The 26,919-nt window shown below is 64.8% G+C and carries 22 protein-coding genes and 2 pseudogenes; 15 read left to right on the top strand and 9 right to left on the bottom strand.

The window, feature by feature from the left end; genetic code table 11:
- Positions 1-103: 103 nt before the first annotated feature.
- Positions 104-1,249 carry a glutamate--cysteine ligase 2 gene (locus ACSS7Z_RS03085; RefSeq protein ID WP_438252991.1) on the bottom strand — a complete coding sequence of 382 codons (1,146 nt, stop codon included), beginning with the start codon at positions 1,247-1,249 and terminating at the stop codon, positions 104-106.
- A gap of 130 nt (positions 1,250-1,379) precedes the next feature.
- Here ACSS7Z_RS03085 and ACSS7Z_RS03080 point away from each other — a divergent pair, with 130 nt between their 5' ends.
- The 3 genes from ACSS7Z_RS03080 (at position 1,380) to ACSS7Z_RS03070 (ending at position 4,023) form a co-directional block, all read left to right on the top strand.
- Positions 1,380-2,186: a class II glutamine amidotransferase gene (locus ACSS7Z_RS03080; protein ID WP_438252989.1), complete on the top strand. Its 807-nt coding sequence runs from the start codon at positions 1,380-1,382 to the stop codon at positions 2,184-2,186.
- Between the two features lie 75 nt (positions 2,187-2,261).
- Entirely contained in the window at positions 2,262-2,591 is a 330-nt protein-coding gene (locus ACSS7Z_RS03075; protein WP_438252988.1) for a hypothetical protein, read from the top strand.
- A 31-nt stretch (positions 2,592-2,622) separates the two neighbouring features.
- A complete protein-coding gene (locus ACSS7Z_RS03070; protein WP_438252987.1) occupies positions 2,623-4,023 on the top strand; it encodes a threonine/serine exporter family protein in 1,401 nt (466 codons plus the stop codon).
- A 21-nt stretch (positions 4,024-4,044) separates the two neighbouring features.
- Here the strand turns inward: ACSS7Z_RS03070 and ACSS7Z_RS03065 are convergent, their stop codons facing one another.
- A complete protein-coding gene (locus ACSS7Z_RS03065) occupies positions 4,045-4,752 on the bottom strand; it encodes a spermidine synthase family protein (RefSeq protein WP_438252986.1) in 708 nt (235 codons plus the stop codon).
- 58 nt (positions 4,753-4,810) lie between these two features.
- Between ACSS7Z_RS03065 and ACSS7Z_RS03060 the strand changes: the two genes are divergently transcribed.
- On the top strand, positions 4,811-6,763 hold the full coding sequence (locus tag ACSS7Z_RS03060) for a BCCT family transporter (RefSeq protein WP_438252985.1): 1,953 nt from the start codon (positions 4,811-4,813) through the stop codon (positions 6,761-6,763).
- A gap of 41 nt (positions 6,764-6,804) precedes the next feature.
- Here the strand turns inward: ACSS7Z_RS03060 and ACSS7Z_RS03055 are convergent, their stop codons facing one another.
- The 3 genes from ACSS7Z_RS03055 to ACSS7Z_RS03045 all read right to left on the bottom strand — a co-directional run bounded on the left by ACSS7Z_RS03055 (position 6,805) and on the right by ACSS7Z_RS03045 (position 9,704).
- Entirely contained in the window at positions 6,805-7,935 is a 1,131-nt protein-coding gene (locus ACSS7Z_RS03055) for an AI-2E family transporter (protein WP_438252984.1), read from the bottom strand.
- Positions 7,936-8,029: 94 nt separating this feature from the next.
- Positions 8,030-9,436 carry an amidase gene (locus ACSS7Z_RS03050; RefSeq protein WP_438252983.1) on the bottom strand — a complete coding sequence of 469 codons (1,407 nt, stop codon included), beginning with the start codon at positions 9,434-9,436 and terminating at the stop codon, positions 8,030-8,032.
- 34 nt (positions 9,437-9,470) lie between these two features.
- Complete coding sequence (locus ACSS7Z_RS03045; RefSeq protein ID WP_438252982.1) at positions 9,471-9,704, bottom strand: hypothetical protein; 234 nt, start codon at positions 9,702-9,704, stop codon at positions 9,471-9,473.
- A gap of 119 nt (positions 9,705-9,823) precedes the next feature.
- Here ACSS7Z_RS03045 and ACSS7Z_RS03040 point away from each other — a divergent pair, with 119 nt between their 5' ends.
- Genes ACSS7Z_RS03040 through ACSS7Z_RS03025 form a run of 4 tightly spaced genes read left to right on the top strand, consistent with a single transcriptional unit; the run spans position 9,824 to position 13,486 of the window.
- On the top strand, positions 9,824-10,774 hold the full coding sequence (locus ACSS7Z_RS03040) for an ABC transporter ATP-binding protein (RefSeq protein ID WP_438252981.1): 951 nt from the start codon (positions 9,824-9,826) through the stop codon (positions 10,772-10,774).
- Between the two features lie 2 nt (positions 10,775-10,776).
- A complete protein-coding gene (locus ACSS7Z_RS03035) occupies positions 10,777-11,631 on the top strand; it encodes an ABC transporter permease (RefSeq protein ID WP_438252980.1) in 855 nt (284 codons plus the stop codon).
- Between the two features lie 38 nt (positions 11,632-11,669).
- Complete coding sequence (locus ACSS7Z_RS03030) at positions 11,670-12,866, top strand: sensor histidine kinase (RefSeq protein WP_438252978.1); 1,197 nt, start codon at positions 11,670-11,672, stop codon at positions 12,864-12,866.
- Entirely contained in the window at positions 12,863-13,486 is a 624-nt protein-coding gene (locus tag ACSS7Z_RS03025; protein WP_438252977.1) for a response regulator, read from the top strand. Before ACSS7Z_RS03030 ends, ACSS7Z_RS03025 begins: the two co-directional genes overlap by 4 nt.
- Before the next feature lie 106 nt (positions 13,487-13,592).
- Here ACSS7Z_RS03025 and ACSS7Z_RS03020 read toward each other — a convergent pair whose 3' ends face one another.
- The gene (locus ACSS7Z_RS03020) at positions 13,593-14,708 is read right to left on the bottom strand and encodes a fatty acid desaturase family protein (RefSeq protein WP_438253066.1); all 1,116 of its coding nucleotides are present in this window, start codon (positions 14,706-14,708) and stop codon (positions 13,593-13,595) included.
- A gap of 117 nt (positions 14,709-14,825) precedes the next feature.
- Positions 14,826-15,092, bottom strand: coding sequence for a hypothetical protein (locus ACSS7Z_RS03015; protein WP_438252976.1), 267 nt, complete (start codon positions 15,090-15,092; stop codon positions 14,826-14,828).
- 333 nt (positions 15,093-15,425) lie between these two features.
- On the opposite strand from ACSS7Z_RS03015, the pseudogene ACSS7Z_RS03010 reads away from it, so the two are divergent.
- From ACSS7Z_RS03010 to ACSS7Z_RS02980, 7 genes and pseudogenes are all read left to right on the top strand, one after another.
- A pseudogene (locus ACSS7Z_RS03010) lies at positions 15,426-17,090 on the top strand (sugar transferase); the annotation flags it as partial.
- Positions 17,071-17,121 (top strand): annotated as a pseudogene (locus tag ACSS7Z_RS03005) (hypothetical protein); the annotation flags it as partial. The pseudogenes ACSS7Z_RS03010 and ACSS7Z_RS03005, both read left to right, overlap by 20 nt.
- The gene (locus ACSS7Z_RS03000; protein WP_438252975.1) at positions 17,105-17,782 is read left to right on the top strand and encodes a hypothetical protein; all 678 of its coding nucleotides are present in this window, start codon (positions 17,105-17,107) and stop codon (positions 17,780-17,782) included. The pseudogene ACSS7Z_RS03005 and the gene ACSS7Z_RS03000, both read left to right, overlap by 17 nt.
- A gap of 31 nt (positions 17,783-17,813) precedes the next feature.
- Complete coding sequence (locus ACSS7Z_RS02995) at positions 17,814-22,313, top strand: fibrinogen-like YCDxxxxGGGW domain-containing protein (RefSeq protein ID WP_438252974.1); 4,500 nt, start codon at positions 17,814-17,816, stop codon at positions 22,311-22,313.
- Positions 22,310-23,014, top strand: coding sequence for a CDP-alcohol phosphatidyltransferase family protein (locus tag ACSS7Z_RS02990; RefSeq protein ID WP_438252973.1), 705 nt, complete (start codon positions 22,310-22,312; stop codon positions 23,012-23,014). The genes ACSS7Z_RS02995 and ACSS7Z_RS02990 overlap by 4 nt, the downstream gene beginning before the upstream one ends.
- Complete coding sequence (locus tag ACSS7Z_RS02985) at positions 23,011-24,375, top strand: O-antigen ligase family protein (protein ID WP_438252971.1); 1,365 nt, start codon at positions 23,011-23,013, stop codon at positions 24,373-24,375. The genes ACSS7Z_RS02990 and ACSS7Z_RS02985 overlap by 4 nt, the downstream gene beginning before the upstream one ends.
- Positions 24,365-25,876, top strand: coding sequence for an oligosaccharide flippase family protein (locus ACSS7Z_RS02980; protein WP_438252970.1), 1,512 nt, complete (start codon positions 24,365-24,367; stop codon positions 25,874-25,876). The genes ACSS7Z_RS02985 and ACSS7Z_RS02980 overlap by 11 nt, the downstream gene beginning before the upstream one ends.
- A 24-nt stretch (positions 25,877-25,900) precedes the next feature.
- On the opposite strand, the gene ACSS7Z_RS02975 is transcribed toward ACSS7Z_RS02980, so the two are convergent.
- Entirely contained in the window at positions 25,901-26,473 is a 573-nt protein-coding gene (locus tag ACSS7Z_RS02975; RefSeq protein ID WP_438252968.1) for a glycosyltransferase, read from the bottom strand.
- Positions 26,470-26,919 carry a PssD/Cps14F family polysaccharide biosynthesis glycosyltransferase gene (gene pssD, locus ACSS7Z_RS02970; protein ID WP_438252967.1) on the bottom strand — a complete coding sequence of 150 codons (450 nt, stop codon included), beginning with the start codon at positions 26,917-26,919 and terminating at the stop codon, positions 26,470-26,472. The genes ACSS7Z_RS02975 and pssD overlap by 4 nt, the downstream gene beginning before the upstream one ends.

Below are 26,919 nucleotides of genomic sequence, written 5' to 3'. Positions count from 1 at the left end.
GGCAGTGAACTCTCGATTATCGACGGCTGCGGCCATGGCATTCCTCTACAACGCCCGGAGTATTTCAACGACCGCGTAATCCGCTGGCTCCCCGCGGCCTGAATCAGCCGGCGAGATCAGCAGTACGGCGGGCGAGATCCGCAACAACATCGCTCAGCTGACCGGTCTTCTCGAGCATCGCGCGCTGGCGCATCGCGCCGTTACCTCGCGCGAAGATCTGCTCGATCTGCTCGTCGACAAGTGATTCGTCGCCGCTCTCGCGCAGTGCTGCGCGAATGTGGTCGACGAGATCAGCGACGATCTCACGCGCAGCCCGCGGCTTGAGCGTTTCCGGATCGATCAGGTCACCTTCGATGCCGAATCGTCCCGCCTGCCAGCTCATGAGCCGGAGCATCGACACAGAGAGGGGCAGCGGCTCCTCCCCCGCTCGCCACGCCGCAGCAGCCGTATCCACGAGACCCCGGCACAGAGCTGCAATGAGCACCGTGTCTGCAGCATCCGGGCAGACATCGGCGACACGGATCTCGACCGTCGGATAGTGGTGTGACAACCTGGCATCGAAATAGACCATGCCCTCATCGAGAATGGCACCGGATGCGATCATCGAGCGGACGAGCTCGCGATAGCTCTCCGCAGACCCGAATGTCTCAGTGGGACCGGCCGTGGGCCAGCGCACCATCGCCTGCGAGCGGAAACTCGCGTACTTCGTGTCCTCCCCCTGCCAGAACGGCGAGTTCGCGCTCAGCGCGAGCAGCACAGGCAACCAGCCTCGAATGCGGTCGAGCACACCCACGCCTTCATCGTCCGATTCGACCGAGACGTGCACGTGACATGCTCCCGTGAGCTGCTCGGTTGTGGTCAGCCCGAAGCGCTCCACCATCTGCAGGTAACGGGGCTTGCCGACGATCGCAGCTTCGACCCGAAGCGGCGATGTTCCTGAGGCGATCACACGAGCACCCGCACGGCGTGCCGCGGTGATCGCATGATCACGCCACGCCCGAACATCATCACCAAGCGCGACCATGTCGGTGTGTGGAATCGTGTCCGTCTCGACCTGCTGCTGCTGCAGCTCATGCTCGAGTGAACCGCCTGGCGGTTCCTCGACGTCGGCCGATGCGCCGCCGCTGGGAGGCTCGACAGGGCTCGCGACTTCTTCGGCATACCGCAGCGTGCGCGCAGCAACCGATCGTGGCCGGCCCGTCTCCGCGTCTACGAGCAGCAGTTCTTCTTCAACTCCGACAGTGCGCATGCGCCCAGTGTGTCAGGTCGACTCGATAACGGCAGAAGCGGTTGCGCGGAGAGCGGAACCGATGAGCCGGGGTTGCCTGCACGCGTCGAAGAGGGGAAACTCAGCCTTGCAACGAGAGGAGAACAGCCCCATGTGCCGACTGCTTGGCTACGTCACCACCCGTCCGACGTCGATCGTCGACGTTCTCGGACACGACGATTTCGAGACGTTCACCGCGCTCACCGAGGTGCACGGCGATGGGTGGGGCATGGCATGGCATCGCGCGCTCGGTGGCGACACCGAAGCGGTATCGTCCGCGCTCAACGCTTCCCTCGACCCGCAGTACACGGCACTGTCAGAACAGGAACTCGGATGCTGCGGGCTCGTGCACCTGCGCTGGGCGACCGGCGGGCTGCCCGTGTCGCCCGAGAACACGCACCCCTTCACCGATGACGCCTACGCATTCGCGCACAACGGACATATCTCTCCGATCTCTCACCTCGAATCACAGCTCAGCACGGCGTCACAAGACAAACTCATCGGCGACACCGACAGCGAGCGCTACTTCCGTCTCGTCATGCAATGCATCGATGAAGCTGCAGGCGATGAAGCAGAGGGTGTCACTCGTGCGCTTGAGATCCTGGTTCGCGAGTTCCCCAACTCGAGCCTCAACGCCCTTCTCCTGACCCCGAGCAAGCTGTTCGCGATTCATATCAACAGCCGTGTCGATTCGCCCGTCGAATCCCTACGCGAGCTCTTCGAGTCCGACGAGGCGATGCCCGCCAGCCACGCGACCGAGTACTACGCCATGAACTACCGCATCACCGTCGACGCCGTTCACGTGATCTCCAGCGGCCTCGATGCAGAAGGATGGACACCGGTCCCCGAAGACAGCGCAGTGATGATCGACCTCGCAACTCGCGAGGTGACGAGGCTGCATCCCGTGCCACTCTCGTAGTCGGAGCACGGACGAGCGACTCCCCGCGCCACAGCTAAGCTGATCGCAATCCAAACCCCGGGAGTCGATGCAAAGGTGAACGCTGACAACGAGAGTCGCCGCATCGAGCTGACCTTACACAAGCCCTGGTTCGCTCTGTACGCCGGCGTCAGACCAACACTGATCATCGAAGGCCGCGGACAGCCGACGCAGTGGGGCCTGGGCACGTGGCAGGTGCCGTCCGACCGAACGGTGACAGTGGGCGTGTTTCTCTTCAACCGGCTCTGGCGCTTCGGACAGGCGGACTTCACCCTCGAACCGCACGACCGGCCGGCGCTGGAATACCGGGCGCCGACGCTGCCGTTCCTCCGTGGTCGAATCCGTCTTCATCCGAACCAGAACGCAGACTCTGTCCCGCAAGGGTGACGTTCAGCCGTCGCGCGGAGAGAATGGGTACATGCCTCGCGAACACCCCTGGCGGCTGCTGAGCACCGTGCGCCGTGTGATCCGGTCCGATCCGTCCGAGGTCGCGCTCACCGAGGCGTATCCGGTGCTCAACGAGACTGTTGTCGTCAAGATCCTCGACCTCGCGCTGCGGATCGGTGAGTCGATGTTCACGGTCGGTGCCTCCGCGCACGACGTGACCTTCGCCATCGTCCGCGTCGCCCAGGTGTACGGACTCACCGGTGTGCACGTTGACGTCACCTACAACTCGGTCAACGTCTCGTACCACCGCGGTGAGGAGGACTGGCCCACGACCCTGTTGCGCGTGGTCAAAGCCGCGTCACCCGACCACGCAAAACTGCAGCGCCTGCAAGCGCTCCTGGTCGACATCAGCGAGGGGATGGAGCTCGGCGAAGCACGCCTGGCATTCCGGGTCATCCGCCGCACGCCATTCCTGTACCGCCCGATTGTCGTGATCGTTTCGCGCGCACTGCTCACCGTCGGCGTCGCGTTCCTGTTCAGCGCCTCACCGCTGATGATGCTGCTGACCTTCATCGCAGCGCTCGGGGCCGCGTTCACCCAGGCAGGGCTGGCACGCATTCAGGTGCCGTCGTTCTTCAGCCAGACTGCCGGCGCATTCGTCATCACCGCCGTCGCGACCATCGTGTCAGCGTTGGGCGCTGCGAACATCACGCCGTTCACTGACGTGCAACCGTCGATCATGGTCGCATCGGGCATCGTGCTGATGCTCTCCGGACTCACCGTCGTCGGTGCCGCTCAGGATGCTATCGACGGGTTCGCGGTAACGGCGGTCGGCCGGATCCTCGACCTCACGATGCAGACCCTGGGGGTCGTGCTCGGCATCTTGATCGGACTGGAACTCGCCCGCCTCGTCGGTTTCAGCATGGCCTTGCCCACCGACACCCTGCCGTTCGGATCGCTCCCCGCTCAGATCGCGGGCGCCATCATCATTGCGGTCTCCGTGGCCCTGTTCAACGGCGCCGGGATGCGCATCATCGTCGTCAGCGCCCTGCTGAGCGTGATCGCGATCATCGGCTACAACCTCGCGATACTGCTCGACATCCACGCGGCCGGTGCGAGCGGCGTCGGGGCTCTCCTTGCCAGCTTCATCGGCGTGCTTCTCGCCCGCAACCAGCATGTTCCTTCGGTCGCGGTCACCACCGCGGCGATCGTCCCCCTCGTGCCCGGCTCCGCCGTGTTCCGCGGGCTGCTCGGCATCGTCGACTCTGACGGAACGGTCGAGGGGATGCTAGCCGGCATCAGCCCGCTCGTGTTGGCTGCCACGATCGGCGTGGGCCTCGCGGCCGGTGCTTCGCTCGGACTTTACCTCGGCACGCCACTGCGCGCGACGCTCGCCAGTGTGGCGAAATCCCGCGCGCGCGTCCGCCGCTGAGCCTGACCCGCGCAGTCTCGGTCAGCCGCGACTGCGCGCGACGTAGACCGTATTGGATGACACGCCACCCGTGACCGGATTGTCGAAGTCCACGACATGCGCGACGGCATCGTCGAACACCGCGTTCAACTCGATCATGAAGACATCGTCAGGCGGATCATCCGACCACAGCGCGAAGATCCCACGCGTTGCGAGGTGCCGGTCCAGAGCCCGCAACCCCGCCGCCGTATAAAGATCGGCGTGGGTGGGATCCAGCTGGTGTCGCGGTGAGTGATCCACGTCGAGCAGGATGGCCGAGTATTCGGCACAGTCCGCCGCAGGCTCAGCCCGAACGATGGCGAAGAAATCGTCCTCGACAAGCGTCGTTCGAGCATCTTCGACGAGTTCGGTCGACGCCGGCAGCAGCTTGCGCTCATGCCAGCCGATCACCGCACCGAGCCTGTCGATCACCGTGAGAGCGCGCACGCGCTCGTCACGCAAAGCGGCGACGGCTGTGTACCCGAGCCCGAGGCCTCCCACCAGGACGGACAGATCATCGCCTTCGACAGCGGCGAGTCCGAGATTCGCCAGCTCTTCCTCCGCCACCGTGAACAGACTCGACATGAGGTACTCGTCACCGAGTTTGACCTCGTAGATCTCCTGACCCACCGACGGCTCCGTGCGCCGTCGCAGCATCAGGTCGCCGATCGCGGTGGGCTGCCAGTCAAGCTCTTCGAACCGAGTGATCACTGCGGCATCCCTCCGTTTCTGCTCACCCTACCTCCGCTACGACGCAGACACTGCAAGTATGGGTCTCGTGAACAGCGATCAGGGAACGCGGAAGAACGCCACAGCCGGGTCATCGACAGCACGCCCGCCCACACGCGCGGTGAAAGTCGCACGAAATATCGCGCGCAGCCTGAAGGACCTGTCGCCGAAGGGCGTGCACCCGGCGCTGATCCCCGGCGTGGGGGTCGAGCAGACCGGACGGGTGTATCGCACCGACTGGTTGGTGTTCGGTGTCGCAGCGGCCTTTGTCGTCGCATTCATCGGCTGGGGCATCCTCGGCGGCGAGAGCCTCTCCACCACTGCGCAGTCCACACTGAATTGGGTCATTGAGTACACCGGAGTCCTGTTCACCTCCGTGGCCACAGCGATCCTGCTGTTCATGATCTTCCTCGGCGTCAGCAAGTACGGCCGCATTCCCCTCGGGCGCGACGATGAAGCCCCGGAGTTCTCGATGTTCTCCTGGATCTCGATGCTCTTCGCCGCGGGCATGGGTATCGGCCTGGTGTTCTGGGGCGCCGCAGAGCCGCTGACATTCTTCGACAACCCGCCACCGGGAACCGTCGAAGGCGGAACGCTCGAGGCCATGCAGACCGCACAGGCCCAGGTTCTGTATCACTGGGGCCCGCAGGCATGGGCTTTCTACGCACTGGTGGGCGTCGCAATCGCATACGGATCCTTCCGACGAGGGCGCACGCCGCTCATCTCGTCGGTGTTCGCGCCTTTGCTGGGCGAGCACAAGACGACGGGCCCGATTGGCAAGACGATCGACATCTTCTCGATCCTCGTGACGCTCTTCGGAACGGCGGCGTCTCTCGGTCTCGGCGCTCTGCAGATCGGTCACGGAGTCGAGCTCGTCGCCGGCATCGGCGAGATCGGCAACGGCGTCCTCATCGCCGTGATCGCCGTCCTCACCGCCTGCTTCATCGCCTCCGCAGCATCCGGCGTGTCCAAGGGCATCCAGGCACTGTCGAATATCAACTCGGTAGCGGCCATCGTGCTGTCGTTGTTCGTCTTCTTCGTCGGCCCATCGCTGCTGATCCTGAACATGATCCCGGCAATCGCTTTCGAGTTCATCAATGACCTTCCCCAGATGATGGGTCGCTCGGGCGCGCAAGGCGAGGCGACGGAGCAGTTCCTGGCATCCTGGACGATCTTCTACTGGGCGTGGTGGATCTCGTGGTCGCCGTTCGTCGGCATGTTCATCGCCAAGATCTCCCGTGGCCGCACGATCCGGCAGTTCGTGCTGGTCGTGATCGCCGTTCCATCGCTGATCTCTCTGGTGTGGTTCGCGATCTTCGGAACAACCGCGATCGATCTGCAGATGAACGGAGTAGAACTGGCGACGACGCCGCCGGAGAATGTGCTCTTCGGCGTGCTCGAGAACCTGCCGCTCACCGGCATCACGAACATCATGCTGATGCTCCTCATCGCGATCTTCTTCATCACCGGCGCCGACTCGGCGTCACTCGTCATGGGAACGATGTCGCAGCAGGGCGACCCGACGCCCAAGCGCTGGGTCACGATCACGTGGGGCACGCTCGTCGGCGTGATCGCTGCGGTTCTGCTCGTCACCGGGGTCGAGGGAAGCGGTCTGCGCGCACTGCAGAACGTGACGATCATCGCGGCGCTGCCATTCGCCATCATCCTGGTATTCATGATGATCGCGCTGATGAAGGATCTCGGCCGCGATCCGCTGATCCTGCGCGACAAGTATGCGCGGCAAGCGCTGCGACACAGCGTGCGCACCGGGCTGGCCGAGTTCGGTGACGACTTCGCGCTCGTCCCGAGTGAGTACGATCACTCCCAGGACGATCACCCCTGGATCGACGTGCCCGTAGACGAGGCGTTCACCGAAGTTTTCGAGACCTCGTCGCTTCCGATCATCGTCGTCGACGCAGATACTGCGGACGAACAGGATGCCGCCGATGAACAGTCCGCGAAGCTCGACGATCCAGGCAAGACTCATGAGTGACGCGCCCATCGAAGGCTGGACTCGCCTCTGAATGCTGTCGCCTAGGCGATGACCCCCACCTCCGCGTCGGGCGGCACGACCTTCCGGTCCTGCGCGGGAAACAGCACCTTCTGCACGATGATGATGATGCTCGCCATCACCGGGATCGCCACCAGCGCACCGAGGATTCCGCCGAGCGCGCCGCCGCCGACCGCCGCGATCACGACGATCGCACCGGGCACGGACACTGCTCGGCTCATGATGCGCGGACTCAGCACATACGCCTCGATCTGCATGTAGATGAGGTAGTAGACGGCTGCGATCAACGCGGTGACCGGTGCGTCGATCAGACAGACGAGCGAGATGATAATCGATGCGCTGAGGGTTCCAACAAGCGGGATGAGCGAGCCGATGAACGCGATGAGCGCGAGCAGTGCCGGCACCGGCGCCCCGATGATGCTCATCAAGATGATCGTCAGCACTGCGTTGATCGAGGCCAGACTGGCCTGGCCGATCACGTAGCGCCCCACCGCTGTTGACACGTCCTCGAGCAGTTCCGTGAAGCGCGCCCGCCGATACGCGGGAACGAACCGCGCGGCTGTCCGCTTCATACTCCGAAGCGACGCCATGAAGTACAGCGTCAGGATGAGCACGATGATCACCCCGGTGACCCCGCTGGCGATCCCCGATCCTACAGCGATCAACCCGCCGCCGATCTGGCCGAGGTTATCGGGATCCTGGATGAACTCCAGAGCACCATCGGCAGCGTTCGCAATCTCGGCGGCGTACTGGCCGGTCACCTGTGTGAACCAGTCGCTGCTCATCACGTCTTCGATCAGCATCGGGGCATCTTCGATGAGATTGGCGATCTGACGCACGATGATCGGCACGATCGCGAGCAGGATGCCGGCGAAGATCACCAGTACTCCGGCGACGACCACGCTCACCGCCGCCGCACGCGGCATCCGCTTCTCCAGGAAGACCACGATGGGGTCGAGGCCGAGGGCGAGGAATAGCGCCACTCCGACGTAGATCAAGACCGTCGCGAGCTGACCGACGATCGCGCCGATCAGAAGCGCCACGAGCACACCCAGAGCCCCGACGAGTCCGAATGTGAACGGTTCGATTCGGTTCAGATGGCTGCTGCCGCCCGGCAGTCCGCGATCACTGCTCGCTCTGATGCGACCCCACATGCTGCCCCCTCGAGCTCAGTTCCGGTGTGATATTTGAGCATCCGATGCGCGGTACGTCAAGGGGCTGGATCGCCGGCATCCCGCACACCAGCCATCAGGCGTCCCAGACAGGGGGCCGAGGGAGTGCGCCTGTGCGGCGCTCCAGTTCCGCGGCGAGTGCGATGATCGCCGCTTCCCCTCCGGGTCGCCCGATGAGCTGCACGCTTACCGGATGCCCCGAGGCATCCAGCATCACCGGCACCACCACCGCCGGGAGCCCAGCGACGTTCACAAAGCTCGAGTACGGCGCATAACGCACCTGCTGCGAGAAGTTCTCCGCTGCGTCGGTCGGGTGGAACCATCCGATCGGCCGCGGCGGCAGCGCGAGCGCCGGTGTCAGGACTGCGTCGAACGGTGCGAACGCGGTGATCGTCTCGCGCTCGAACACCGTCGCAGCGGCGAGCGCATCCAGCACCTGCGTGCCGCTGAGGGCGCGCCCCTCGCGGGCGAGCCACGCGGTGATCGGCTCGACCAGCTCAAGCTCAGTATCCGACAGGGTCATTCGCGCAGCGCTCGTGCGCCAGATCGTGGTGAACATCTCCGCGTACCCGCGCGGACGCCAGTCGAACTCGTCGATGCCCTGCCCCGCATCCGTCAGCAGCGCCATCGCGACGTCGACAGCGCGCGCCGCGTCCGGGTCGAGTGCGATGTCTTCGTCGTCATCCCAGGGTGAGACCATCGTCACGCCGATGCGAGCGGATGCCGTGGCCGCCGTCGCCGCATCGAGGAAAGAGCCGCGCTCCGGTGCCCCGGTGGCGTACGGATACGGCCGTCCGCTGACCTGCACGTCCAGCAGCAGTGCGGCATCCGCGACGGTGCGCGCGATGGGGCCGGCGACTGCGAGCCCGCCGGGGCTGTCGAGTCCGGATGCGAATGAGATCCTCCCCCGAGACGGCTTCAGTCCGACGACTCCGACGGTTGCGGCGGGAATTCGAATCGACCCGCCACCGTCGGAAGCCGGGGCGAGCGGCAGCAGCCCGGCAGCCACAGCGGTCGCGGCCCCTCCGCTCGATCCCCCCGCGCCGTTGTCCGTGTTCCACGGGTCTCGCGCGGGAGGCGCGACCTTCGACTCGGTGTATCCCGTCAATCCGAACTCGGGGGTGTTCGTCTTGCCGAGGCTGATCCCCCCGGCCTCATCGAGCACCGCCGCCTGATCGGCTGTGGCATCCGGAACGAAGTCGCGGTGCAGCTGGGAGCCGAATCGTGTCGGCACGCCCGCGCGAGCCACGAGGTCTTTGTCGGCGAACGGCAGACCCCACAGCGCCCCCGCGGGCGCAGCAGCCGAAAGCAATGCGGCTCGCGCGAGCGCAGCATCCGCCGTCACCTCGACGAAGGCTCCCACCGCGCCGTTGACGCGCTCGATCCGGTCGAGATAATGCGCGACGAGCTCAACGGGGCTGACGTCGCTCGCCCGCAACACCGCCAGCTGCTCGATCGCGGTCAGGTCGTGCAGTTCAGCCATACTTCGACCCTAGGCCGGGTCACGGGTTTCGGTGTCAGCGATGCTGTTGCGGGCCACCGTGCCCACCCTGGGGCGGTGCACCGTATACGCCTGGTGGGCGCTGCGCCGCCCTCTCTGCATCAGCGCGGAGGATGCCGTTCTTCACCGCCGTCCGCATGATCAGATATCCGATCCATAGCGTCAACGCGATGACAGCGAGGTAGATCACCAGCGCGAAGATGAGCGCGCCGATCCCCAGTCCTGCCGCCAACCCTGAGTAATCGTCCATGCCCACAAGGTAGCGAATCGTCCGGTGCTCCGAAAGGGTTGGCATCCACCGATCAGTGGATGCCGATATCAGTCTCCCCACCGCTGGCACCGCCGTAGCTCCACCGCCATGCTGGAACCATGACGGAAAACGTGATCGAGGTTCGTGACCTGCGAAAGTCCTACGGCAGCTTTACCGCCGTCGACGGCATCAGCTTCGACATCCATCGTGGCGAGACCTTCGCGCTGCTCGGGCCCAACGGTGCAGGCAAGTCGACAACAATCGAGATCCTCGAGGGCTACCGCAAACGCACGTCCGGCGATGTCCGTGTGCTGGGCGTCGATCCGCAGCGCGGAGGGCTGGATTGGAAGGCACGGCTCGGCATCGTCCTGCAGTCCACCGGCGAGGCCGGAAATTTCACTGTCAGGGAACTGCTGACCGAGTTCGCCGGCTACTACCCCCGACCCCGTGACATTGACGAGGTCATCGCGGCGGTCGGACTCGAACAGAAGCAGAAGACACGCGTCGGCAAACTCTCCGGCGGGCAGCAGCGTCGCATAGACGTCGCCCTCGGCATCATCGGCCGACCCGAGGTCCTCTTCCTCGACGAGCCGACGACGGGCTTCGATCCCGAGGCACGTCACCAGTTCTGGGATCTGATCCGCTCGCTCAAAGCCGAAGGAACCAGCATCCTGCTCACCACTCATTACCTCGACGAGGCGGCCCAACTCGGCGACCGTGCGGCGGTGATCACGGGCGGTCAGATCTCCGCGATCGGCCGCATCAATGAGATCGGCGGAGCGGATGCCCGCATCCCCCTCGTGCGCTGGATCGACGCCGACGGCACGACACGCGAGGAGCGCACCGACAAGCCAGGCTCCGTCGTGGCAGAGCTCTTCCGCGACGGCGGTGAGCCTCGCGGCCTCGAAATCGTCCGCCCCACTCTGGAGGACATCTACCTCGGCCTGATTCGCGAGCAGTCCGACGCTAACGCCGCGCACAACTCCGGAGATCTGCCGCCCGTCCGGGAGACAGACCCCGGAAATACGCACATCCCCGTCGCCGCCTCCGCTATTTCTCAGGAGTTGTGAACATGAACGCCACGACAATGAACGCCACGACAGTGACCGCCACCGAGAGGTTCGGCCTGGCACGCACCTTCCGCCTCGGCCTTCGGCGCGTCCCCTTCGAGCTGCGCCAGTACTTCCGCGCGGGCGACCAGGTGTTCTTCACCTTTCTGTTCCCGACACTGATGTACGTCATCTTCGCCACGATCTTCACGGGCGACATCGGCGAAGGACCCGATGCCGTGAGCATGGCCACCTACTACCTTCCGGGGCTCATCGCCGGCGGCATCCTGCTCTCGGGCGTGCAGGGCCCCGCGCTCGAGATTGCAGCGGAGAAGAGCGACGGCACCCTCAAGCGCCTCGGCGGCACCCCGGTTGCGCCCCTCACCTATTTCATCGGCAAGCTCGGTGAGGTGTTCGTCACCGCCATCATGCAGATCGCCCTGTTGATCGTTGTCGCTGTCGCGCTCTACGGCGTCGAGCTGCCGGCGGATGCTGCCGCCTGGGGCCGCTTCGCCTGGGTCTTCGTTCTCGGGCTCATCACCTGCACTCTGCTCGGAATCGCGCTGTCTGCCGTTCCCCGTACGGGGAAGTCCGCCGCCGCGGTCGTCATCCCGATCGTGCTGCTCATCCAGTTCATCTCCGGCGTCTACATCGCCTTCTCGATGCTCCCCGAGTGGCTGCAGAATGCCGCGGGCGTGCTACCGGTGAAGTGGATCGCGCAGGGCATGCGCTCGGTGTTCCTTCCGGACTCATTCAAAGCCGCCGAAGTCAGCGGATCCTGGGATCTCGGGCTCATCGCGCTCGTGCTCGTCGGGTGGCTCGTCGTCGGACTCGTGATCAGCAGGCTCACCTTCCGTTGGATCCATCGCAACGGATGAGTGGCGCGCGCCTCTCATCGGGGTGGAAGAGTGGACATATGAACACGAGCAGCCGCGAACGTCTGGGGTGGGACATCGCCAGCGGCGCGCTGTTCATCGTGATCACGATCATCGCGTTCGTGGACACTCCCCGATTTGTCGGATCACCGTGGATGCTGGTCGCCGTCGCGGCCGGCATCCTTGCCGTCTACGCGTTCGGCGCTCGCCGGTACGTCTGTATCAGCGAAGCACCGATGCCGTCTCCGGCGACGTCCGCGACTCTCCAGGTATCGCTGGTCGCGCTCCTCGCGGTCGGCGTCTTACTCGACCCGAACATGCTCCTGCTGCAGACCATCGTGCTGCCGCTGATCTGGATGACAGCACGCTCCGTCCCCCAGGCAGTTATCGTGACGCTCACGAACGCGGTTGTGCTGGGTCTCGCCTATTCGGTGTGGGGCGGGTTCCAGCAGGAGACCGTGATCGCGGGATTCATCACTTCTTTCCTGTCGGCGGCGTTCAGTCTCGCCCTGGGTCTGTGGATCACGCGCATCGCCGATTGGGGCGCTGAGCGTCAGCGTCTGCTCTCCGATCTCACCGAGGCGCAGAAGAGCCTGAAGGCGGCAAGCCATGAGGCTGGCGCTACCGCCGAGCGTTCGCGCCTCGCCCGCGAGGTGCACGACACGATCGCCCAGAGCCTGACGAGCATCGTGATGCTCGCCGAACGCGCCCGACACGATGGGTCTGCCGATACGATCGCCATGATCGAGGAAACAGCGCGGGATGCGCTTCGCGAGACGCGAGCGCTTGTAGTCGTCGAGTCTCCAGCGTCCACGCCGTCCGGATCGCTGGCGCATGCTTTGCACCGACTGGGCGAGCGCTTCCAGCACGAGACTGGCGTGGCCGTGCGCGTCGAGGCGTCTGAGTGCGACGTCCCCCGCGACATCCAGGTCGTCCTGCTGCGATGTGCGCAAGAGGGCCTCGCGAACGTCCGCAAGCATGCTGCGGCGAGCGCCGCATCCGTCGTTCTCAAGATCAGCGAGGACGCGACTCTCACCGTGCGCGACGATGGCCAGGGGCTACGGGAGGCGACGATCGATAGCGGACGAGGGTTCGGACTCTCCGGTATGCGTGATCGAGTCGCCCTGGTGGGCGGAGCGCTGGGCGTAGCGGACATGGCGCCGAACGGCACGGCCCTGACCGTGCGCATTCCCTTAACGGCCGAGAGCTCTTTGACCGCTGAGAGGGTATCCGAATGATCCGCGTCCTGGTCGCCGACGATCACCCCATCGTGCGCTCCGGTATCGTCGGCCTGCTTTCGCTGGATGACGGACTCGAGGTCGTCGGTGAAGCATCCGATGGTGTCGAGGTCGTCGAGCTTGCGCGCACATTGCGCCCGGATGTCGTGCTGATAGACCTGCGAATGCCTCGACTCTCGGGTGCGGAGGCCACCGCCAAACTCGCCGAAGAACTGCCGGAGGTGCGCGTGCTCGTGCTCACCACCTATGAGAGCGATGACGACATCCTGGGTGCGATCGAGGCCGGCGCCAGCGGGTATCTGCTGAAGGCGGCGCCTCACGAGGAGATCGTCGCCGGGATCCGCTCCGTCGCCGAAGGACATACGGTGCTCGCGCCGTCGATCGCGGCGACGCTCGTGACCCGGATGCGGATGGCATCCGAAGATCGCCCACAACTGAGCCCGCGCGAAATCGACGTGCTGCGTCTGGTCGCCGCTGGGGGCAGTAATCCCGCGATCGCGAAGTCACTGTTCATTGGCGAGGCGACGGTGAAGACGCATCTGCTCCATGTGTTCGAGAAGCTCGGCGTCTCAGACCGCACCCGCGCCGTCACGCTCGCGTTGGAACTCGGGCTGCTCTAGCCAGTCGGGGGCGCAAATTTCGCGGCCGAAACGAACTTCTGCGGCCGATCCCAAAGGATCTGGCCGCAGAAGTTGCGTTTCGCCGCAGAAGTTGGTGGTCGGAAGGCTACGCCTTCTGGAACTGTGCCACCGCGGGGCAGTCGAACGGGTCGCTTGCGGCGAGTCCCACCCGGTTCAAGTACTCGATGACGATCGCATACGAGCGGAGGATCGTGGTCTCGGTGTACGGCACGTCGTTGGCGAGGCAGTAGTCACGAACGATCTCGCGCGCCTGAGCCAGGTATGGGCGAGGCATGCTCGGGAACAGGTGGTGCTCGACCTGGTAGTTGAGGCCACCGAGGAAAGTGGTCACCCACCAGCCGCCGGAGATGTTGCGCGAGGTGCGCACCTGCTTCGTGAAGAAGTCCAGTCGGGCGCCCGGCTCGATGATCGGCATGCCCTTGTGGTTAGGAGCGAACGCAATGCCCATGTAGACACCGAAGACGGCAAACTGCACACCTGCGAAGGCGAATGCCATCCCCAGCGGGAGCATGATGAACACGGGCACCAGCACGGCTGCAAGACGTCCCACGATGAGGCCGATCTCAAGCCACCGACCCTTGACGTCCTTCTTCGTGAAGAGGTATTTAAGCCCCTGCAAGTGCAGGTTGAGGCCCAACAGTGTGAGCAGCGGGAAGAACAGCCACCCCTGTTTGCGGGTGATCAGACGGATGAAGCCGCGCGACTTGGCGGCATCCTCCTCAAGGAACGAGATGGTATCGACGGCGATGTCCGGGTCCTTGCCGACCTGGTTCGGGTTGCCGTGGTGCTTGGTGTGCTTGTTGTCCCACCAGGAGTAGCTCATGCCGACGAGCCCGATGAGAATGCGGGCGAGACGGAAGTTCGCCGGGCCCGACGTCAGGATCTGACGGTGCGCGGCCTCGTGGCCGAGAAATCCGATCTGGGTGAAGATGATGCCGAGAGCTGCCGCGATGAGTAGCTGGAACCAGCTGTCGCCGAGCAGGATGAACCCGGTGATCGCCCCGCCGAGAGCTACAACGATGCCAGCGGCGACAACAGCATAGAACCAGACCGCTCGCCGCAGCAGGCCAGTTTCTTTAACCACCTGCAACACGCTCTTATACGCCTTCGCCATCGGGGGGAAGTCGGCGTTGCCAGCGTATGTCTGGCGTACTGGTCCGAGAGTGTTGCTGGTCGCTTCCGCGACCGTTGAGGTGGCGATACTGCTCTCCTGCCGATCGGAGCCCGTGAGCTGGGGTAGCAAAGGCGGATGCCCCGTGCTTTCTTCAGGCTACGCCCGGCCGTATACGCCAACGCGTATACGTCGCAGAAGTGTTCGTTAAGCGCGGACGCGTGAGAGGTGGCGGCGCAGGGTCTGTCGAATGGAGCGCATACTGCGACGAGGCGTGCCTTCGAGCGCCTGGCGCGCGTCGACGAGGCTCGTGAAGGAACCGAGGTTGACGCCGTGGTTGTCGTAGGCGACGTGTGCGGTGCTGTCGGATTCGACGAATCCGGCGTACTCTCCCCCGCGGGTTGCGACATAGATGTTGTCGTCTGCCTGCTTCCAGCTCAGGGGCATAGGTGAATAGGTGGTGGTACTGCTCATTGTGTTGCTCATTGCTTTGGGTGGGCGCGCGCAAGCGCACCTCATGTTCTTGAGACCAAGAGCGGATGCCGCGCGCGTCGGTGCGTGCGGTCCTTTACGGCCCTGATCAGTGGCAACATGACGCACCGGAATTGCGGCGAATCTTTCACATTGCTCCACCAGTCTACCCGAAAACGCCTGAGCCGGCGTTTCTCGGACGAATCGACCGATCGGATTGTTTCCTCCATTCGCGTGAATTATCTTCCCCTCACGCCCGAGATCCGCTAGAGTGACCATCGTCTGCAGTACCTGCTGCGAACGAACACTGTGTGGGAATGGTGTTCATCCTCTGTGATGTGGGATCACAGAGAAGGAGCAGGACCCGAGGGGTCGGGAATGCAGACATGTACCGAGAGCGTTTGCTCGCGGTCTGGGGAACACTGGGGAACACATGTCGCACTGGGGATTTCTGCGTACATTCACGGCTCGGAGAGCAGCGTGACGTCCGTCGAGGATGCGCTGCAGCTCACGCGCAGCGGGTCTAAGTTCGCGCCATTGGTCGCGCCGCGCGCGACCAGAGTTACACCGCATGACGCTGCCGCACCACGAGTGTCGGCGACGTTGGAGAGACGGCAGCAGTGGGAGCGTCGCTACCGCTTGCGGTTGAATCTGACGGACTCCGCGGTGATTGCGGCCGTCGCTGCGCTGACGGCGCTGATTCAGCTGTCCCTGATCGGGACAGCGACCGATGTCATCCTCCGCGGTGCGATCCTTCTGGTCGCGACCCTGTATGTGATGTTGGCCGCGCTGAACACGCGGTCAGCTGCGATCATCGGCTCGGGCACCACCGAGTACCGTCGTGTCGCGCACGCCGGCGGGCTCGCGTTCGGGGTCGTGGCGATTGTCGGCATCCTCATGGAGTGGGAAGGCCTGCGGCCTCTGCTCGTCATCGCTCTGCCGACCGGGATGCTGGGGCTCCTGGTCGCACGGTGGAGCTGGCGGCGGTGGCTGCAGCGCCAGCGACTGGGCGGCGCGTATGTCTCGCGTACTCTCGTCGTCGGCGCCACAGAGGACGTCGAGTATGTGATCAACTCGCTGCGCACCAGCGGCGAGAACGGCTACTTCGTCGTGGGGACGACGCTGCTGGATCGCAATGCCAACCACATCGTGGTTGGCGAAACACAGTACACGGTGGTTGGAAACGTCACGACCGTTGCGGCTGCGGCAACTCAGCTCGGCGCAGACACCATCATCGTGGCCAGCCGGCCCGATGGTGACGCCGACTTCGTCAAGCACCTGAGCTGGCAGTTGGAAGGAACTGCCGCCGAGCTCGTGCTCTCGAGTCGTCTGACGGATGTGGCAGGACCGCGCATCTCGCTTCGTCAGGTCGACGGGCTGCCGCTGATCCAGGTGCGCATCCCCACTTACGAAGGTGGGGTGCACCTGCTCAAGCGCGCGCTGGATATCGCTGTATCCGCCGTCGCACTCATCGCGATCGGCCTGATCGCTCCTGTGATCGCGCTGCTGATCAAGTTGGACGCGCCAGGTCCGGTCTTCTTTCGTCAGGAGCGCGTCGGCCGCGACGGGCGCACATTCCGCATGGTGAAGTTCCGCTCGATGAGGACGGATGCTGAGCAGCAACTGGCCGCGTTGAAAGAGCAGAACCAAGGGGCGGGGCTGCTGTTCAAGATGAAAGACGATCCGCGCGTCACGCGCGTTGGCAAGGTGCTGCGAAAGCTGTCCTTGGACGAGTTGCCGCAGTTCTGGAACGTGCTGACCGGCGACATGAGCGTCGTCGGTCCGCGGCCTCCACTGCCGAGCGAGGTCACCGCGTACGACGGGACGGTCTTCCGCCGCCTCTACATCAAGCCGGGAATCACCGGCCTCTGGCAGGTCTCTGGCCGCAGCGATCTCTCCTGGGACGAAAGCGTGCGGCTGGATCTGCAGTACGTCGAGAACTGGTCTGTGATGAACGATCTGCAGATCATGTGGCGCACAGGTCGGGCAATGGTGCAGCCGAAGGGGGCGTACTGATGAACACATCCGATGAGGCACAGCCTCGACCTCGCCGTTGGATTCCGCAGACGATCGCGGGGCTGGCCGCTATCGCGGCAGTCGGCATCGGCATCGCTCTTGTGGTGCCTGCGCTGACAGCCCCGCCCTCCGCCTCAGAACCGGACGAGGTGCTGGCATCGGGAAACACCGGCGATGACGAGAACATGTCCGAAGACCCGCTGACAACGGTGACACCGCCGACAGCTGCGCCATTGACAGGTGACGAACAGGTCGAAACCGAACGCGCCACAGATGCCGTCGATACATTGGTGGCGGCAACGGACGAGATCGGTTTGCGCGGTGACGGGTCTGCCGTCGGCGTTGACGCGATCGCGACCGGCTGGGTACTCGGCGAGCTGCAGGCTCGGGCGCAAGAGCAGTACGACCTGGGTTACCGGCAGACCGGAGAGGCCGTGGTCACCAGTACGACCACGATCGCCGCCGACCTGGACGCGGCGCCCGCCACTATGACGCTGAAGGTCTGCATCGACGCCTCCGCTGTCGACGTCACCGATGCGGCCGGCAACTCACTGAAAGCCGCGCTGTACAACCCGGGGCATCCCGTCGCCCACGTCTACGGAGCTGTCTTCGAAGACGACACCTGGAAGATCTCCACCCATGACATCCCGGACGAGCAAGACTGCCCCGCAGTCTGACCGGCCGAGTACCCACCTACGGAAGACGATGATGAACACCATCTCCATCCCGCGCCGGTCTCGGACCGCGCGCATTGCGACCGGCTCAGCCTTGGCCATCGCGGCGATGATCGCGACGCTGCTTGTCCCGACTCCCGCCACCGCAGCAGATGCGGCGCTGCCAGACGGGCTCACCCAGGAGACTGCTGCCGCCTCGTGCTGGGAGATCAAGCAGAGCCATCCCGGCTCCGGCGATGGCATCTACTGGCTGGTGACGCCCGAGCTGGTGGCTCCCGAGCAGTTCTACTGCGACCAGACCACCGACGGCGGCGGATGGGTGCTGATCGGCCGCGGACGGGAGGCATGGAAGGAGGGCTACAACGGTCTGCGCACGCCAGCCCAGGTGCGCGGCACCATCACCGGCACAGGCGCTTTCCTTCCCGCACAGCTGCCGTCAGCCATGATCGATGGGCTCCTCAACGGCGAGGACGTCGACGATCTGGCTGACGGCATCAGGTTACGCCGTGCGACGAACACCGGCGGAACGCAGTGGCAAGAGGCCCGCTTCAACTTCGTGCACCGCGATCGGTGGGTCTGGTCCTTCGGTGCCGAGCACCGGGTGCAGAACTACTCATTCGCAGGTTCCAACGGATCGGGCGGACAGACCAGGAACTTCGGCAACAACAACCAGTACAACCGCGTCGTCTTCGCCGAGCAGTCCTCGCACAGCTACCTCAACGGCTGGGCGTTCGGGTCGAACGTCGGCGGCAGCACCGATAGCAGTTCCTATCTGTGGAGCCCGAGCAGGCAGGGCTACGCCCGTCCGTTCACGCAGGTTTTCCTCCGGCCCACGCTGACGCTGGCCGAGCTCGATTTCGGTTCGGTTCCTGACACCGGGTCGCCCGCTACAACGGTCGACGCCATTCCGGAGAGCGACGCGCTGACGACGAACTGGGGCGTTTCGGGATTCGCCAACGGCAGCAACGGCGAACTCAACACTGAAGTCGCCGCGTTCGGCGAGTCCAACGGCAACGTGATCGTCGGCGGCAATTTCAAGTACGTGCAGCGCACACAGGCAGGCGCTGATCAGGTCGAGCAGTCGAATCTGGCCGCGTTCGATGTCAACACAGGGCAGTGGAATCCGTCATTCCGGCCAACGCTGAACGGGCAGGTCAAAGCGATCGCGACTCTGCCGGATGGCCGCATCGCGATCGGCGGGCAGTTCTCGGTCGTCAACGGCGTCACGCAGCCGGGTCTCGCGTTCCTCGACCCTGCTACCGGAGCGCTCTCCGGCTGGCAGGTGGCCGCCGAGCACCGTTCGACCGGTGGTGTGCCATACATCCGCGGGCTCGATGTCCAGGACAACTATCTGTACGTCGCCGGATCGTTCACCCACCTCACACCGGTGGGTTCGAGTCCTAGCGCCAGCACCTGGAACGGCGGGCGCATCGACCTGACCACTGGTCAGCCCGACATCCGTTGGAACGCGTTCCTCAACGGCACATCCGTTTCGGTGGACGCTTCTGACCAGGGAGATCGCACCTACTTCTCGGGGTACTTCAAGATGAAGCAGAGCACCTCGACTCCGAGCGCGGCAGCGATCCAGACTGCCCCTGACGCTCCCCTGGTCGACCCTCTGTGGGTTCCTCGCTTCTCGAAGTCGGGCACCGACGGCGCAGGCAACATCACCGGCAACGTCTGGCAGCTCGGTGTCCAGGAGTCGGGCGACAAGGTCTGGCTCGGCGGCTCCGAACACTCGCTGTTCGCCTACGACCGCACCACCTTCACGCTGCTGCGCGGCTCCATCACCAACGATGGCGGAGACTTCCAGACCGTCGAGACGAACGGCCCCCTTGTCATCGCCGGATGCCACTGCGGCAACTGGGTCTACCAGGACGCCTACACGTGGAACAACCCGGGGACCGGATGGCAGCAAGCCGACAAGATAGACCTGATCGGCGCCTGGGATGCCACAACCGGCGACTACATCGCAGCCTGGGCGCCCACGCTGCAGGCTCGTGCTGGTTACGGCGCTTGGGGTTCCTTCTACGATTCAACCGGCGTGCTCTGGGTCGGCGGCGACTTCAGCCGCTCGGTGCGCTCGGGAGGAGTTGCGCAGTGGTCGGGCGGATACGTCCGGTTCGCACCGACAGACACAACGGCCCCAACCACTCCGGGTGATATCAATGCGGTCCCTGCGGGCGTATCCGAGACGAACCTCAGCTGGGGTGGATCCTCCGACGTCGGCGGCGTGACCTACGAGGTACTGCGTGAGAACCGGGTGATTGCGTCGACGACGACGGCGGCATATACCGTTCCGGTCACCGACGAGCCGGCAAGCTACTTCGTCCGCGCTCGCGATAATGCCGGCAACCGCTCGGCGTCAACGCCCGCGGTTGTGGTGGCTCCGCTGCCTGAGTCTGCGCTCGTCTTCGCCGACGCCGAGTCGGAATGGAGCTGGCGCTACTCGAATGATGCACTGCCGTCCGATTGGAATGCGATCGACTTCGATGACTCCGGCTGGGAAACCGGAAGCGGTCTCTTCGGCCGGGGCGTCAACGCAGCGACGGTCGACATCGAGCCGGTCGACATCCCGAGCAACCCCTTGAGCGCGCAGTTCCGCCGCACTTTCGAGGTGACCGAGGCCGCGAGCGTCGTCGACGGCACCGTCACCGTGATTGCCGATGACGGCGTCGTGGTCTATCTCAACGGCGTCGAACTCGGCCGCTCGAACATGCCTGAGGGGACGCTCAGCCAGAATTCCTACGCGAACTCGGCACCGCGGTACTCGACGGCGGTCGCCAATCCGATCACCTTCGCGGTTCCGGCCGACGTGCTCGTCAACGGTGACAACGTCATCGCTGCCGCAACGCACGCCAGTTGGCGGGCGACCGTCGATCTCAGCTTCCAGCTGTCGTTCACCGCGGATCGCGGCGAGATGCCCGAGGCTCCGGATGCGGTGACCGCTCTTTCCGGTACGAGTAGCGCTGACGCAGTCACGCTGACGTGGACCGCGCCGGCCGAGGGCACCGCGCCCACCGGTTACACGGTCACCCGCGACGGCGAAGCGGTGGGAACGACGGATGCTGAGACGACGACGTTCACCGACACGGGGCTATCGCCGGAGACCGAATACACCTACGAGGTTGTCGCGAACGGCCTCGGCAGCCTGGTCTCGCCTCCCACGACAGCAGTCGTCACCACGACACCACCGCCGGATGCCAACGAGCTGCCGGTGGTCGTAGACGACACATCACTGTGGTCATGGCGCTACTCGAATGACGCGCTGCCCTCGGACTGGAACTCGGTGGCGTTCGATGATTCCGCTTGGGAAACGGGCACCGGCCTGTTCGCACGCGGTGTCAACGGTGCGACCACGAACATCGAACCGGTCGACATTCCGAGCAACCCGCTGAGCGCACAGTTCCGGCATACCTTCGACGTTGTTCAAGCAGCCAGCTTGACCGACGGCACGGTCACCGTGATCGCCGACGATGGCGTCGTCGTTTATCTGAACGGCGTCGAGCTCGGCCGCTCGAACCTGCCAGAGGGCACACTGACGCAGAACTCGTACGCGAACTCCGCGCCGCGATACTCGACGGCGGCCGCGAACCCCGTGACCTTTACCGTCCCGGCCAGTCTGCTGATCAACGGAGACAACGTCATCGCAGCATCCACACATGCCGGCTGGCGGGCAACCACCGACCTCAGCTTCCAGCTTTCATACACCGCCGAGCGGGGTGAGATGGCATCCGCACCGAACCCGGTGACGGGACTGGCTGCGACCAGCACCGCAACCTCCGTGACTCTCACCTGGGCGGCTCCTGCCGAAGGCGCCGCCCCGACCGGATACGTGATCACCCGAGGCGGCGAGAACGTCGGCGCTGTGGATGCGGCGACCACGACCTTCACCGAGGAGGGGCTGACGGCGACCACTGCGTACGCCTACAGCGTGACCGCCACAGGACTGGGAAGCCTGGTGTCTCCGCCCGCCACCGTGGAGGCGAGCACGACGGCGCCGCCTGCTGAGAACGAACTTCCGGTCACCGTCGACGGCGCTTCGGTGTGGAGCTGGCGGTACTCGAACGACGCTCTGCCCGAAGACTGGAACGCACTTGCCTTCGACGACTCCGCGTGGGCGACCGGAACCGGACTCTTCGGCCGCGGTTTCACCGGTGTCACAACCGACATCGAACCCGTCGATATTCCCAGCAATCCGCTCAGCGCCCAGTTCCGACACGCATTCACCGTGCTCGACGCCGGCTCGGTCGCAGACGGCACAGTCACCGCGATTGCCAACGACGGCGTCGTGCTCTATCTCAACGGCGTGGAACTGGGACGGGCAAACCTGCCCGACGGCCCGATCACACAGAACACCTACACGACCATCGCACCGCGACACTCGACAGCGTCCGCCTCCCCCGTCGCCTTCACCGTGCCGGCTGCGCTGCTCCAGGAGGGGGAGAACATCATCGCGGCATCGACGCACGCGAGCTGGCGGGCAACACCCGACCTCACCTTCGAGCTCGCATTGAGTATGCTTCGCGAATGAGCAGGCTTACGACGGCGCAGGCCAGGCACGCGCTTGCCTCTGCACAAAAATCAGGGGCGGGCGTTCCGGCGTACCTGCGTTGGGTGAACCGCCCACTCGGCGGCCAGGTCGCCGTGATCGCTGCGGCATGGGGATGGAGCCCCAATGGCGTCACCGCTCTGAGCGCGACGTTCGGCGCACTCGGGGTCGGGGTCCTCGCCGGTGTCACGGCGTGGTGGGCTGGGCCGGTTGCTGCTGTACTCCTCCTCCTCGGTTACATCTTGGATTCGGCCGACGGGCAGCTCGCTCGCATCCAACGCCGCGGCGGACCGGCCGGCGAATGGCTCGATCACGTCGTCGACGGTATCCGTGCACCTCTCGTGCATATCGCGATCGCCATCCATCTGCTGCGCACAGACGCGGCGCTCTGGCTCGTGCTCATGGCTGCCCTGTTCTCGGCGCTCGTGTCGGCATGGTTCCTGTCTCAGCTGCTCGCAGAGAAGCTGCTGCCGAAGCAGCCACGCGATGCGTCGGATGCGTCCGCCGGCATCCTGACGTCGTTCGTCAAACAGCCGCATGACACCTCCACGACCTATCTCGCGCTGGTATTTCTCGGGCTGCCCCTCGTATTCGCCGTGCTCTACACGGCACTGTTCGCCTGGCACGTGCTGATGTTCTCCGGATCGCTGCGACGCAAGTACGTCCAGCTCGCAGCGCTGTGAGGTCACCGCTGAATCACCTACCCGCTCTCATTCGCTCGCCCAGCCGGTCGCTCATCACAGCGACCGGTCAGGATGCGAGCCTCGAAGTCGAACCCCGGGTCCTGCCGGCCTGGCCGGTGCTCACGGTCTTATGGGGTTACCCGATCTTCTGGTTGCTGGGGTTATTGCCGTTCGTCTCCGTGATCATGGCGATCCCGATGCTGGCGTTGCTGATCATGCGGCGGCGCATTCTGTTCGTCCCGGGCATTCTCCCGTGGATCGGCTTCGTCCTGTGGATGATCCCCTCCGCCCTGATGATCGACCAGCTCGGCCGCGGCGTGGGGCTGGGAGTTCGATTCAGTCAGTTCCTGGCGCTCGCGATCATCATGGTCTACATCGTCAACGCCCGCACCTCGCTGTCGCCCAAGCGCGTGTTCAACGGCCTGACCTTCATCTGGCTGTTCATCATCGTCGGCGGCTATCTGGGGATGTTCTTCCCCGACGCTCAGCTGACGATGACCGTCGGCCGGCTGATGCCCGACGCGCTCACCAGCAACGATTACGTCGCCGAGCTCGTCTTCCCGACCCTGGCGGAGATCCAGACTCCCTGGGGTGCGGAGGAGCCTTTCGTCCGGCCCTCAGCTCCGTTCTCGTACACCAACGGCTGGGGAGCCGCGATCGCCGTTCTCACACCGATCGCGATCGGAACGGCCATCGGGCACCGCACCGCGCGCGCAATGTGGATGCTGGTGATCGCACTGGTCGCTGCGATCCCGCCGGCGATCGCCACCACGAACCGCGGCCTGTTCATCGGACTCGCCGGTGCCGTCATCTACGTTCTGTTCTGTCTGCTGATCCGCGGTCGCGTCCTGGCCTTCTTCTGGGTCACGGTGCTCGGGCTGGCCGGAGCGGTCATCCTGCTGCTGTCGGGCGTTCTAGACGGAATCATCGCCCGCCAGGAGACAGTCGACACGACCGAGGGTCGTGGTGATCTGTACCTGGAAACCTGGGAGCGGACACTGGAATCGCCGATCATCGGCTACGGCGCACCGCGCCCGAGTTTGATGAGCGAGATCCACGTGGGCACTCAGGGTGCCATCTGGAACGCGATGTTCTGCTTCGGGCTCGTCGGGCTTTTCCTGTTCGTCGGGATGATTGTGCTCGGCGCTGTCCGCACCTTTGACGCGCCCAACCTTTCTGCCGTGTGGATCCACACCAGCGTGGTCGTCACGGTGTTCCTTTCGATCTTCTACGGACTGGACCGCCAGCTCGTCTTCGTCGGCATCGCGCTTGCCGTGCTACTCCGAGAGAAATACCTCGGCTCATCGTCATACTGGATCACCGAACCCGTTCCCTTCGCCCGAGCCAAGAATGAAGAGTGAACGCCTCGCACGCAGTGGCGTGATCAGCCTGTTCGGCTCAGCCTTCGCCGCGGTCGCCGCCCTCGTTCTCACGGCGATCGTCGGAAATACCCTCGGTGCAAGCGGCACGGGGTTGTTCTTCCAGGCGATGGGAATCTTCACGATCCTCACTCAGGTGCTGCGACTGGGCACCAACAGCGGGATCGTGCGTTTCATCTCCGAGCAGCGAGCCTTCGAACGGGCCGGCGCGGAATGGCGCATCATCGTGTACGCCGCGGCCCCGGTCGCTGTCGTGTCGGCCGCGGCATCGGTCGCGGTGTGGTTTTTGGCGGATGCCCTGAGCGCTTGGCTGGCAACACCCGCTGATGCGGACGGGCTCGCGGCACTGCTGCGCGCGATGGCGCCATTCGTTGTGCTGGGTGCCCTGATCGGCGTTCTGCAGATCTCAGCGCGCATGCTGCGCGGCGTGACCGCGTTCACACTGCTGCAGAGCGTGCTGCTGCCGGCGAGCAGGCTGCTCACCGTGCTGTTCGCGGTCTCGATCGCGGCAGTCGCAGCCTGGGGCGCGTTCGAGGCGTGGCTGTGGCCCCTGCCGGTATGGGTGCTCATCACCGCGGCTGTCATCGCCCCGCCGCTGATCCGCGATATCCGCCGACGGGCAGAGTCCACTGCGGAAACACGTCCGAGCTTCCGCGCGTTCTGGCGTTTCAACGCTCCCCGATCGGTGAGCTCCGGGCTCGAGACGGCATTGGAATGGGCGGACGTGCTCATCATCGCGGCCGTCGCGTCGCCCGCGGCTGCCGGTGTCTATGCCGTCGCCACTCGCGCCACCCGTGCGGGCGGTGTCGTCGACAAGGCGATGCGCGTGGCCGTCTCCCCCACGATCTCCGCACTGCTGGCCCGTGATCGCTTCGAAGACTCCACCCTGCTGCACACCAAGGTCGTGCGAGCAATGATCCTGATGAACTGGCCCTTCTACCTGCTGTTGATCTCGATGGGCTCCGCCGTACTGGCGATCTTCGGCGACGAGTTCATCATCGGGTGGGGGCCGATGATGTTGCTCGCTGCAGCCATGATGTTCCAGACCGCCTGCGGGATGCTGCAGAGCATTCTGCTGCAGGGAGGAAAGAGCACGTGGCAGATGTACAACAAGTCGGTGGCGCTGGCGCTCAGCATCGGCGGCAACCTCGCTCTCGTGCCGCTGTGGGGCATCTGGGGTGCGGCTGTCACCTGGGTCGTCGTGGTCGTCGTCGACAATCTCATCGCCGCCGTTCAGGTGCACCGCGGCATGCATGTGAATCTGCAGCCGATGAAGCTGATTCCGGCGATGATCGCACCGGTCGTCGTGTTCGGAGGCGGCGGCGCCCTCTTCGGGTGGTGGGGAGGCACCAGTTTCGGGATGCTGATCGTCGGCGGCGTCACACTCTGCGCGGTCTACGGCATCACCCTGTGGTTTTTCCGCCATCGCTTGCATATCGAAACGCTGTGGAAGAAAGTCCCCGTCATCGGCCGGTACGCGTAGCGCGAGCGTTCGCGCTCCCCGCGATCACCTTCGCAGCTTGGCTGCGATGATTGCTACCGCGCTGCGCAGCAGCCGCGGGAGGAAGGCACCCCACGGTGCCCGTCGGATCGGCTGCTCGAGCAATGCACGAACACGATCTGCTCCCGGTGTGGAGATCTCCTGCGGCGCAGCCGCAGTGTGAGCATCCGCCAGAGAACGATCCAGGAGTGCGTTCAGATCGGCCGATGTCAGAGCACGGCGGATGACGCCGAGCGATTCCATCTCTGCCGAAAAGACGAGCTGATGATCGTCCACCACCTCACCGTCGCCCGGTACCCGGGGCACGACGATCGGGACGATACCGAGCGCGCGCATGTCCATCACGCCACCCGCGCCGCCCTGCAGCACCACCGCGTCCGCCTGACGGCACAGCTCCAGCAGGTCGGTGTACGGCAGGATCTCGATGTTCTCAGCCCCGACGACGGCGGTCGACGGCCCGTGCTGCATGACCAGCCGTACCCCGTCGGTGGTCTGCAACCAGTTCTGCACCCACTGCGAGAGCCGGTCGAACGGCAGATGATAGGTGCCCGCGGAAACGACCACCAGCGGCGCGGTCACAACACCACCCCGACGTTGCGTGAGCCCGGATAGAACTCGCGCATCCGCTCCCACTGCACGAGAAACTCATCGGCGAACGGGTACACGAGCCGTCCGCTCAGCCCCGGAGAGGTGATGCGATCGACGGGCTCGAGATACACGGTGCGCGCACCGAAGAACCGCGCCTGAGTGAAGAACGGCAACGCGATGGCAGCTCCCGTGGAGAACACGACATCCGGACGCTCTTTTGCGAGCACCCGCCGCGCCAGTGCAAAGTTGCGCATCAGATTCGGCAGGTTGCGCACCGTCGGATAGTGGATCTCGTAGACCTTCTCCGACGCGAGTCGGGATCGGGCATCCTCGACGGGGAATGTCGCCCAGCATCGTTCATGCTCGCCCCACCACTCGCGCAGCGCGAGCGCCTGAGTGAGATGCCCGCCTGACGAGCAGGCGATGAGCACCTTCAT

It is taken from the genome of Microbacterium wangyouchuni, from assembly GCF_051546305.1.
Classification (GTDB): Bacteria; Actinomycetota; Actinomycetes; order Actinomycetales; family Microbacteriaceae; genus Microbacterium.
The sequence above is the reverse complement of the archived record's forward strand: the minus strand, read 5'-3'. Positions and strand labels throughout refer to the sequence as shown.

What these genes read in the sequence shown, in the direction of transcription:
- ACSS7Z_RS03085 (WP_438252991.1), bottom strand. Translation starts at nt 1,249, where the DNA reads ATGCGCACTGTCGGAGTTGAAGAAGAACTGCTGCTCGTAGACGCGGAG.
- ACSS7Z_RS03080 (WP_438252989.1), top strand. Translation starts at nt 1,380, where the DNA reads ATGTGCCGACTGCTTGGCTACGTCACCACCCGTCCGACGTCGATCGTC.
- ACSS7Z_RS03070 (WP_438252987.1), top strand. Translation starts at nt 2,623, where the DNA reads ATGCCTCGCGAACACCCCTGGCGGCTGCTGAGCACCGTGCGCCGTGTG.
- ACSS7Z_RS03060 (WP_438252985.1), top strand. Translation starts at nt 4,811, where the DNA reads ATGGGTCTCGTGAACAGCGATCAGGGAACGCGGAAGAACGCCACAGCC.
- ACSS7Z_RS03055 (WP_438252984.1), bottom strand. Translation starts at nt 7,935, where the DNA reads ATGTGGGGTCGCATCAGAGCGAGCAGTGATCGCGGACTGCCGGGCGGC.
- ACSS7Z_RS03050 (WP_438252983.1), bottom strand. Translation starts at nt 9,436, where the DNA reads ATGGCTGAACTGCACGACCTGACCGCGATCGAGCAGCTGGCGGTGTTG.
- ACSS7Z_RS03045 (WP_438252982.1), bottom strand. Translation starts at nt 9,704, where the DNA reads ATGGACGATTACTCAGGGTTGGCGGCAGGACTGGGGATCGGCGCGCTC.
- ACSS7Z_RS03040 (WP_438252981.1), top strand. Translation starts at nt 9,824, where the DNA reads ATGACGGAAAACGTGATCGAGGTTCGTGACCTGCGAAAGTCCTACGGC.
- ACSS7Z_RS03035 (WP_438252980.1), top strand. Translation starts at nt 10,777, where the DNA reads ATGAACGCCACGACAATGAACGCCACGACAGTGACCGCCACCGAGAGG.
- ACSS7Z_RS03030 (WP_438252978.1), top strand. Translation starts at nt 11,670, where the DNA reads ATGAACACGAGCAGCCGCGAACGTCTGGGGTGGGACATCGCCAGCGGC.
- ACSS7Z_RS03025 (WP_438252977.1), top strand. Translation starts at nt 12,863, where the DNA reads ATGATCCGCGTCCTGGTCGCCGACGATCACCCCATCGTGCGCTCCGGT.
- ACSS7Z_RS03015 (WP_438252976.1), bottom strand. Translation starts at nt 15,092, where the DNA reads ATGAGCAGTACCACCACCTATTCACCTATGCCCCTGAGCTGGAAGCAG.
- ACSS7Z_RS03000 (WP_438252975.1), top strand. Translation starts at nt 17,105, where the DNA reads ATGAACACATCCGATGAGGCACAGCCTCGACCTCGCCGTTGGATTCCG.
- ACSS7Z_RS02995 (WP_438252974.1), top strand. Translation starts at nt 17,814, where the DNA reads ATGAACACCATCTCCATCCCGCGCCGGTCTCGGACCGCGCGCATTGCG.
- ACSS7Z_RS02990 (WP_438252973.1), top strand. Translation starts at nt 22,310, where the DNA reads ATGAGCAGGCTTACGACGGCGCAGGCCAGGCACGCGCTTGCCTCTGCA.
- ACSS7Z_RS02980 (WP_438252970.1), top strand. Translation starts at nt 24,365, where the DNA reads ATGAAGAGTGAACGCCTCGCACGCAGTGGCGTGATCAGCCTGTTCGGC.
- pssD (WP_438252967.1), bottom strand. Translation starts at nt 26,919, where the DNA reads ATGAAGGTGCTCATCGCCTGCTCGTCAGGCGGGCATCTCACTCAGGCG.